This window comes from Nocardia sp. NPDC004722 (genome assembly GCF_053601505.1).
Window position 1 is genome coordinate 1 of sequence record NZ_JBSGBY010000377.1, and the last position, 8,302, is coordinate 8,302.

General features: G+C 69.0%; 8 protein-coding genes and 1 pseudogene. 8 read left to right on the forward strand and 1 reads right to left on the reverse strand.

The window, feature by feature from the left end; all coding sequences use genetic code 11:
• Positions 1-506: pseudogene (locus ACWELQ_RS29955) on the reverse strand (hypothetical protein); the annotation flags it as partial.
• A 132-nt stretch (positions 507-638) separates the two neighbouring features.
• Here ACWELQ_RS29955 and ACWELQ_RS29960 point away from each other — a divergent pair.
• The 8 genes from ACWELQ_RS29960 to ACWELQ_RS29995 all read left to right on the forward strand — a co-directional run.
• The gene (locus ACWELQ_RS29960) at positions 639-1,676 is read left to right on the forward strand and encodes a FecCD family ABC transporter permease (protein WP_452400386.1); all 1,038 of its coding nucleotides are present in this window, start codon (positions 639-641) and stop codon (positions 1,674-1,676) included.
• Positions 1,677-1,771: 95 nt separating this feature from the next.
• Positions 1,772-2,821: a FecCD family ABC transporter permease gene (locus ACWELQ_RS29965; RefSeq protein WP_452400387.1), complete on the forward strand. Its 1,050-nt coding sequence runs from the start codon at positions 1,772-1,774 to the stop codon at positions 2,819-2,821.
• A 59-nt stretch (positions 2,822-2,880) separates the two neighbouring features.
• Positions 2,881-3,702: an ABC transporter ATP-binding protein gene (locus tag ACWELQ_RS29970; protein WP_452400392.1), complete on the forward strand. Its 822-nt coding sequence runs from the start codon at positions 2,881-2,883 to the stop codon at positions 3,700-3,702.
• 78 nt (positions 3,703-3,780) lie between these two features.
• The gene (locus tag ACWELQ_RS29975) at positions 3,781-4,182 is read left to right on the forward strand and encodes a BlaI/MecI/CopY family transcriptional regulator (protein ID WP_452400388.1); all 402 of its coding nucleotides are present in this window, start codon (positions 3,781-3,783) and stop codon (positions 4,180-4,182) included.
• 43 nt (positions 4,183-4,225) lie between these two features.
• Positions 4,226-5,167 (forward strand): M48 family metalloprotease, encoded by a 942-nt coding sequence (locus ACWELQ_RS29980; protein WP_452400389.1) that lies wholly within the window; start codon positions 4,226-4,228, stop codon positions 5,165-5,167.
• Between the two features lie 130 nt (positions 5,168-5,297).
• Positions 5,298-6,740, forward strand: a complete 1,443-nt coding sequence (locus ACWELQ_RS29985; protein ID WP_452400393.1) for a DEAD/DEAH box helicase — start codon at positions 5,298-5,300, stop codon at positions 6,738-6,740.
• Between the two features lie 217 nt (positions 6,741-6,957).
• Positions 6,958-7,341, forward strand: coding sequence for a hypothetical protein (locus ACWELQ_RS29990; protein WP_452400390.1), 384 nt, complete (start codon positions 6,958-6,960; stop codon positions 7,339-7,341).
• 69 nt (positions 7,342-7,410) lie between these two features.
• Positions 7,411-8,302, forward strand: an 892-nt coding sequence (locus ACWELQ_RS29995; protein ID WP_452400391.1) for an IMP dehydrogenase, incomplete at its 3' end; no start/stop codon positions are given.

Genomic DNA, 8,302 nt, shown 5'->3' on the forward strand with positions numbered 1-8,302 from the left:
ACGCGAACCCGTTGGTCATGTGGATCATGCGGGCCTGCTCGAGGGCGACGGGGTCGACGCCGCGGGTGACGACCAGGTAGTCGCGCATCACGATGATCGCCGTCGACCACGCGAATCGTGGTGTCCGACAGCCCCGCCCAGTCGATGCCACCGTCATTGTCGGTGTGGATCCACAGATTCTCCAGGCCCGGATCCCAGGCCCGGCCCTCCGACACCACCATGGCCATCACCCGGCCCACGACCGCGTGGATCAGGGCGGTGGCCACCACCTCGGCGGCGATATCGGCATTGCTCATCTCGGCCGCGTGGCGGCGGTACATCAATTCGATACGGCCCTCGCGGATCCCGTCGGACAGCCGCCACCAGCGGCGCTTGCCTTGATCGGCCATGGCCGCGACGGCGTAGACGCGCGGGTGTTCGGGTTGCAGCGCGCGCAGGCGGTTGCCGGCCAGCCCGAAGGCCAGGCGGGAATCGCGCGGCGGGCACACGGTTACGGGTTCGAGCATCGAACCTCCTCATTCATCGACTATTCGGCCAATGCATGGACAACGAGAACTGCATGGACAACGAGAACGGAAAGATAGGTTAGGCTTACCAGACTTGTCGAGCAATGAAAGCGTCAGGAGTAGTTCGTCACCGTGCCCGCCGTAGTCACCACCAGACGGCGACGTCTGTTCGGACTTCTCGTTCTCGCCGTCCTGCTGCTGTGCGCGGTGGCGGCGAGTATCGCTCTCGGATCGCGCAATTTGGGCCTCGGCACCGTCTACGATGCCCTCGTCTGCCCTGGTGGGCTACCGCTTTCGTGTCCGGCCGAGGGTTCGGCCGCGCAGATCGTGCGCGAATTGCGGCTCCCCAGAACCGGACTCGCCCTGCTCACCGGACTCGCATTGGGGATGGCCGGGGCCTTGATCCAGGGCTACACCCGAAATCCCCTCGCGGACGCGGGATTACTCGGCATCAACGCGGGCGCGGCCTTCCTGGCGGCGTTGAGCATCCACCTGCTCGCGCTCACCACACCGGCGCAATACATCTGGTTCGCCTTCGCGGGCGCACTGCTCGCGGGCCTGGTCGTCTTCGGCGTCTCGGCGCTCGGCGGCGGCAAGGCCAGCCCGTTGAGCCTGGTCCTGGCGGGCGCGGCCGTCACGGCATTCCTCCAGGCCATGACCAATGTCGTTGTGCTGCTGGACGGCACGGCGCTCAATACCTACCGCTACTGGGTGGTCGGCGACGTGGCCGGGCACGACGCCTCGGTCCTCGGCCAGATCCTGCCGTTTCTCACCGTAGGCGCACTCCTGGCCCTGGCCGCCGCCCCGGGCCTCAACCTGCTCGGTCTCGGCGACGATGTGGCCCGCGGCCTCGGCGTCAACCTCACCCGCAGCCGCATCCTCGGCCTCGCCGCGGTAGTCCTCCTCGCGGGCGCGGCCACCGCTGCCGTCGGCCCGATCGCCTTCCTCGGCCTCATCGTCCCGCACCTCGCCCGCGCCATTACCGGCCCCGATTACCGCTGGCTGCTGCCCTATTCGGCCCTCATCGGCGCGCTCGTCCTGCTCGCCGCCGACACCACCGGCCGCCTCATCGCCCGCCCCGGCGAACTCCAGGCGGGCATCACCCTCGCCGCCCTCGGCGCCCCCTTCTTCCTCCTGCTGGTCCGCCGCCGAAAGCTGGTGACCCTGTGACTCTTCCGACACCTCCCCCGGGAACCGGCACGGCGGTGAGCTCGGGCGACCACGTGGCAAATGCCCCGGACGGCGCTTCTGGTACCCGGAGGGCGATGCGGGCAGGCAGCTTCTCCATGGTGGTGCGAATCGGGATGCTGTTCACCGTAATTGCGCTCGCCGCCATACTGTTCGGGCTGTTCGCGCTGGATATCGCAGTGGGCGAGTTCCATATTCCGGTGGCGCGAGTGCTGGATGTGCTGGGCGGCGGGGGAACTCGGGCGCAGCGGTTCGTGATCGTGGATTCGCGGTTGCCGCGGGCGCTGACGGCCGTCGTGGTCGGGGCGGCGCTGGGGCTGGCGGGGGCGGTGACGCAGTCGATTCTGCACAATCCGCTGGCCAGTCCGGATCTATTGGGGATCACCTCGGGGGCGAGCTGCGGGGCGGTGGCGGTGATCGTCGGGATGGGCGGGGTCGGGACGGGTGCGGCCGCGGCGCTCGGGGTTTCGGCGGCGGCGCTGGCGGGCGGGCTGCTGACGGCGGTGCTCATCTATCTGCTCGCGTGGGGGCGCACCCCGACCGGGGACGGCGGAGTCATGGGATTTCGGCTGGTACTCATCGGAATCGGGGTGAACGCCGCGCTGCTGTCGGTGGTGAGCTGGCTGCTCACGCGCGCCACGCTCACCGATGCGGCGCACGCACAGCAGTGGCTCACGGGTTCACTCAATGCCGCCGACTGGTCGGCTCTCGTCCCGGCCGCGCTCGGACTGGGTGTGGCCCTGCTGGTCACCATCATGTCGGCGCGCTCGCTGGCGGCCCTGCGATTCGGCACCGACACCACCCGCATGCTCGGGGTGCGCATCCAGACCCAGCAGGCGGTTCTGCTCGCGGCCGCAGTGGGTTGCGCCGCCCTGGCCACGGCCGCTGTCGGCCCCCTCGGCTTCGTCGGCCTGGCCGCGCCGCAGATCGCGCGGCGACTGCTGCGCACGCCCGGGGAGCCGCTCGTCGCCTCCGCGCTGGTCGGGGCGATCGCCGTGGTCGGCGCGGATTTGCTCGCGCGCACCGTCTTTCCCGTCTCCCTGCCGGTCGGTGTGGTCACCGCCGCGGTGGGCGGCCCGTTCCTGCTGTTCCTGCTCGTCCGCACCAACCGGAAGGCGACCCTGTGACTCTCGCTGACAGCACCGCGACCGAGGCTGCGGATCAAGGGCTTTCGACACCGCACCGGATCGGCGCGCAGGACGTCACGCTCGGGTACGGCGAGCGCGTCATCGTCGACGGCTTGTCGGTCGATATCGAGCCCGGCCTGATCACCACCGTCATCGGCCCCAACGGCTGTGGCAAGTCCACCCTGCTGCGCTCGCTGGGACGGCTGCTGCGCCCGAAGAGCGGCCGAGTCGTGCTGGACGGCAAGGCCATCTCGACCATGAAGACCAAGGACATCGCCCGCATCATCGGCATGCTGCCGCAGACACCGGTCGCGCCCGAAGGTCTGACCGTCGCGGATCTGGTGGCGCGCGGGCGGCATCCGCATCAATCCTGGCTGCGGCAATGGTCGGCCGACGACGAGACCGAAGTGGCGACCGCGCTCGCACAGACCGGCATCGCCGACCTCGCGAGCCGCACCCTCGACGAACTATCCGGCGGGCAACGGCAGCGAGCCTGGATCTCCATGGCCCTGGCCCAGGGCACCGACATCCTGCTGCTCGACGAGCCCACGACCTATCTGGATCTCGCCCACTCCCTCGAGGTGCTCGATCTGGTCGATCGCCTGCACGACGACTTCGGCCGCACGGTCGTCATGGTGCTGCACGACCTCAATCTGGCCATCCGCTACAGCGACCGGCTCATCGTCATGCACGCCGGGCGCATCGTCGCCCAGGGCCGTCCCGCCGACATCATCGACACCGATCTGCTGCGCGAGGTTTTCGGGCTGCGCGCGGAGGTTCTCGAAGATCCGGTGTCGGGTCGGCCCATGATCGTCCCCATCGGCCTGCGGCACGTGCACGCGTCCGCTCTGGAAGATATGCCGGTCGACGCGGGGGTATGACGAATCCCACACCAGCTACCACCCGGTTACGACGACCTGTAGTACGCATTCCTGTCGTTGTCTCCGTAAACTTGTGGGATGGCAGGTCTTGGTGAACTCGAGAAAGCGGTCATGGACCAGTTGTGGTCGGCCGACGAACCGCAAACGGTCCGGCAGGTCCATGAAGCACTCGCTGAGCGTCGTGAACTCGCGTACACCACGGTGATGACCGTTCTGCAGCGCTTGGCGAAGAAGAATCTGGTGGTCCAGCAGCGTGACGACCGCGCGCACCGCTACGCCCCCGTGCACACGCGCGACGAGCTCGTCGCGAGTCTGATGTTCGACGCGCTGCAGCAGGCCGACGAAGTCGGCAGCCGCCGAGCGGCTCTGGTGCACTTCGTCGAACAGGTAGGCGCGGATGAGGCTGCCGCATTGCGTGACGCACTCGCTAAGCTCGAAGCCACCGAGGTCGCGCGCAAGGACAAACCCGAGTCCGTATAGCTGTAACCTCGGCCCGAGCCCCACAACGCAGTGAGCTGAGGTCATGGACTGGACAGCGCCGGTATTCGCCGGTCTCGCCTTGTTATTGGCGGGACCGGTACCAGCGCTGCTCTCCCGGGCCACCTGGCCCTACCGCAGTCCCCGTGCCGCACTGGTGCTTTGGCAGGCCATCGCGCTGGCCGCCGTGCTCAGCGCCTTCGGTTCCGGGCTCGCCATCGCCTCGCGACTGCTGGTGCCCGGCGCGGACGGCCGCCCGACCACCACACCCAGTAAAGAGATCGACGCGCTCGGGCTGCCGCTGTGGCTGGCCCTGGTCCTCGTCTTCGCGCTGACCCTGCTGGTCGGGGCGCGGCTGATCTGGTCGGTGATCCGCGTCGGCATCCACACCCGCCGCCGGCGGGCCCGGCATCGCATGCTGGTCGACCTGCTCGATCAGTCCAGCGTGCAACGCCAGGCCGCCGACATCCGGGTGCTGGCCGCCGCCGAGCCGATCGCCTACTGCCTGCCCGGCATCCGCCAGCGGGTGGTCCTCAGCCAGGGCACCGTCACCAACCTCTCCGACGAGGAACTGACCGCCATCGTCAGCCACGAGCGCTCGCATCTGCGCGCCCGCCACGACCTGGTGCTCGAGGCCTTCACCGCCGCCCACGAAGCCTTCCCCCGCGTGGTCCGCTCCAAATCCGCGCTGGACTCGGTGAAGCTGCTCATCGAACTGCTCGCCGACGACTCCGCGGTCAAGGTCACCGGCCCGACCCCGCTGGCCCGCGCCCTGGTGGCCTGCTCCAATTCCCCTGCCCCACAGGGCGCGATGGCCGTCGGCGGCCCCACCACCCTCATCCGCATCCAGCGCCTCGCCGGCCCCATCGGCGACCTCCGAATCGCCATCGCCGCCTACCTCGTAGCCGCCGCCATCCTCGTGGTCCCCACCCTCGCCGTGGCCATCCCCTGGCTCGTCGAGCTCAGCCGCCTGGTCAGCCGTGCCTGATCCCCACCCCGCTGTCCCCGAATCCGACTCGGGCGCGGCGCAATCCGCCATGCCCACATACCCAGCCGAGGAGGCCACCATCCCCACCGACCCGTCGCCCACCGCCGAGTTGTCCGCCACCCTGAATCGGATGAGCACGGCGACCTTCGCCGAATTGGGGCTGCCGGTGGTGCTGGTACAGGCGTTGCGGCGCAGCGGGATCGACAAGCCGTTCCCCGTCCAGCGGTTGGTGATTCCCGACATCCTGGCCGGGCGGGACGTGCTGGGGCAAGCCGCGACGGGGTCGGGCAAGACGCTGGCGTTCGGACTGCCGATGCTGGCCCGACTGTTCGGCGCACCGAGCGTGCCCAAGCGACCGCGCGGACTGATCCTGGCCCCGACGCGAGAGTTGGCCCTACAGATCGAGACCGCGCTGGACGAACCGGCGCTGTCGCTGGGCCTGCGGCTGGCCACGGCCGTCGGCGGACTGCCGATCAAGAAGCAGGAAGAACGGCTGGCGCGCGGGGTGGACGTCGTCATCGCCACGCCCGGACGCTTGACCGATCTGCTCGGACGGAAGGCCGTGGCGCTGACCGATATTCGGGTCGTGACAGTTGACGAGGCCGACCACATGGCCGAACTCGGCTTCCTACCGCAGCTCACGGCCCTGCTCAACAAGATCCCCGGCGACGCGCAGAAACTGCTGTTCTCGGCCACCCTCGACGAGACGATCGACGGGCTGGCACATCACTACCTGCGGGATCCGGCATCGCATTCGATCAGCGAGAAGCCGGGCTGGATCACGAATTCCCTCGTCGTGCGGGAAGCCACCGGCGATACGGAGAACACCGGGACGCCCGAGGATTCACGCGACAACGCCACCGCCGGTGCCGACGAGGCTGCCGCCGCACGGCCGAAGACGCCCGCCGCGGTGCCGGATATCGCGCATTACGCGCTGCATGTGCGGCGCACCGACAAGCGCTTGGTGGTCACCGAGATCGCGGCGCGGGCCGGGCGGACGCTGCTGTTCGTGAAGACCCAGTACGGGGCGGACAAGCTGGCGCGCAAGTTGCGGGAGGAGGGGGTCGGGGCGGTCGCGCTGCATGGGGGGAAGGCGCAGAATCAGCGCACCCGCACCTTGGCCTCGTTCGCCGACGGGACCGCGCCGGTGCTGGTGGCGACCGATATCGCCGCGCGGGGGCTGCACATCGACGATGTGTCGCTGGTCGTGCACGTGGATATGCCCGTGGATCCGAAGGACTATCTGCACCGGACCGGACGTACGGCGCGGGCGGGGGCGTCCGGCACCGTGGTCACCATCGTCACGCCGGACAATCGGGAGGAGGCCGTGCAACTGGCCCGGCTCGCCGGTGTCACCCCCATCGATGTGGAGGTGCGGCCGGGTGACCAGCGGTTGGCCGAGATCACCGGGGCGCGTCGGCCTTCCGGTCGTCCGCTTCCCGACCCGTCGACTCCCCCTGCGGCCAAGACGGATTCGCGTGAGCAGCCGCGGGTGTGGACGCGACCCAAGGGTGAGAGCCGTCCGCACAACAAGAAGCGCAAGCCCGGGGCGGCCAAGCGTTCGGCGCGCTGACGCCGACACGGTTGGAGGTTCCTACGGACATGCGCGGGAATCGGCCCGGGGTTTCCGGCAATTCGGACGAGATCGAGTTAACTCGGAGCCCCTCATAGGGGATAGCAACCTTTTGGCAATCTCTCTCGAGGGCTCCGATTTCACACGCATCGCCGTCGGCCCTGCGATTCCCCGCAGGGAATCGCAGGCCGATCCGGGTTCGACGACTATCAGCGTCATGATCAGTCCAAACCGCCTGCACTACACCGTGATCGAATCGACCGAGGACGGCGGTTCGATCTTCGTCGATGCCGAGATCCCTTTGACGGAACGCATTCTCGCGATCGGTGTGCCCGCGATGTCGGTCGGCAGCCTCCCCTCGGCCGCCGGAGTGTCGTACCTGCGCAGCACCGAATTCGACAGTGCCCCACACCCGGCCCCCGCCAGGCAGTGGGTTGTCATGCTGCGCGGCGAGATCGAGGTGACCACCTCCGACGGCGAGCGCCGCCGCTTCGCTCCCGGCGATCTCGTACTGGCCGCCGACACCGACGGCCGCGGCCACACCACCCTCGCCGTGGGCCCGCCGCCCTTCGAGGCACTGTTCATCCCGACCGCGTCCTGACCGCCGCGAATTCGCACCAATCGCCCCAATGCGCCGCGAACTCTCAGCATTCAGCTACCATGGGACAACGTGCAGTTTCTTCCCGGGCAGACTCCGCCCTACGACCTGACCTACGACGACGTCTTCCTCGTCCCCCGCCGGACGGATGTGGCGTCCCGGTTCGATGTCGATCTCTCCTCCACGGATGGGACCGGCACGACCATTCCGCTCGTGGTCGCCAATATGACAGCCGTCGCCGGCCGCCGCATGGCCGAGACCGTCGCCCGCCGGGGCGGCATCGTGGTGCTGCCGCAGGATCTTCCGATCCCGGCGGCCGCCGACACCATCGCCTTCGTCAAGAGCCGCTCGCTCACGGCCGACACCCCCGTGGTGCTGGATCCGGAGCAGTCCGTCTCCGACGCGCTGGCCCTCATCCACAAGCGCGCCCACGGCGCGGTCATCGTGGTGGAGAACGGCAAGCCGGTCGGCGTGGTGACCGAGTCCTCGTGCGCCGATGTGGACCGCTTCGCGCGGTTGAGCACCGTCGCGGACACCAATTTCGTCTCCGCTCCGGCCGATACCGCGCCGCGCGAGGTCTTCGCGCTGCTCGAGGCCAAGCACACCAATATCGCGGTCCTGGTCAACCCGGACGGCACCCTCGCGGGCGTGATGACCCGCACCGGCGCGATCCGCACCGGCATCTACACCCCGGCCGTCGACGCCAACGGCCAGCTGCGCATCGCCGCGGCGGTCGGCATCAACGGTGACGTCCCGGCCAAGGCCAAGGCCCTGGTCGACGCGGGCGCGGACGTGCTGGTGATGGACACCGCGCACGGCCACCAGCAGAAGATGCTGGAGGCGCTGCGCTCGGTGGCGAGCCTGGATCTGGGTGTGCCGGACGGGCGCGGTCTGGCGCTGTTCATCTCCGGTGACAATCTCCGGAAGGGCGCGGCGCTCAACACCATTCAGATCGCGGAAGTTC

Coding starts and splice junctions, on each gene's coding strand:
- ACWELQ_RS29965 (WP_452400387.1), top strand. CDS start 1,772: ATGCGGGCAGGCAGCTTCTCCATGGTGGTGCGAATCGGGATGCTGTTC.
- ACWELQ_RS29975 (WP_452400388.1), top strand. CDS start 3,781: ATGGCAGGTCTTGGTGAACTCGAGAAAGCGGTCATGGACCAGTTGTGG.
- ACWELQ_RS29980 (WP_452400389.1), top strand. CDS start 4,226: ATGGACTGGACAGCGCCGGTATTCGCCGGTCTCGCCTTGTTATTGGCG.
- ACWELQ_RS29985 (WP_452400393.1), top strand. CDS start 5,298: ATGAGCACGGCGACCTTCGCCGAATTGGGGCTGCCGGTGGTGCTGGTA.
- ACWELQ_RS29990 (WP_452400390.1), top strand. CDS start 6,958: ATGATCAGTCCAAACCGCCTGCACTACACCGTGATCGAATCGACCGAG.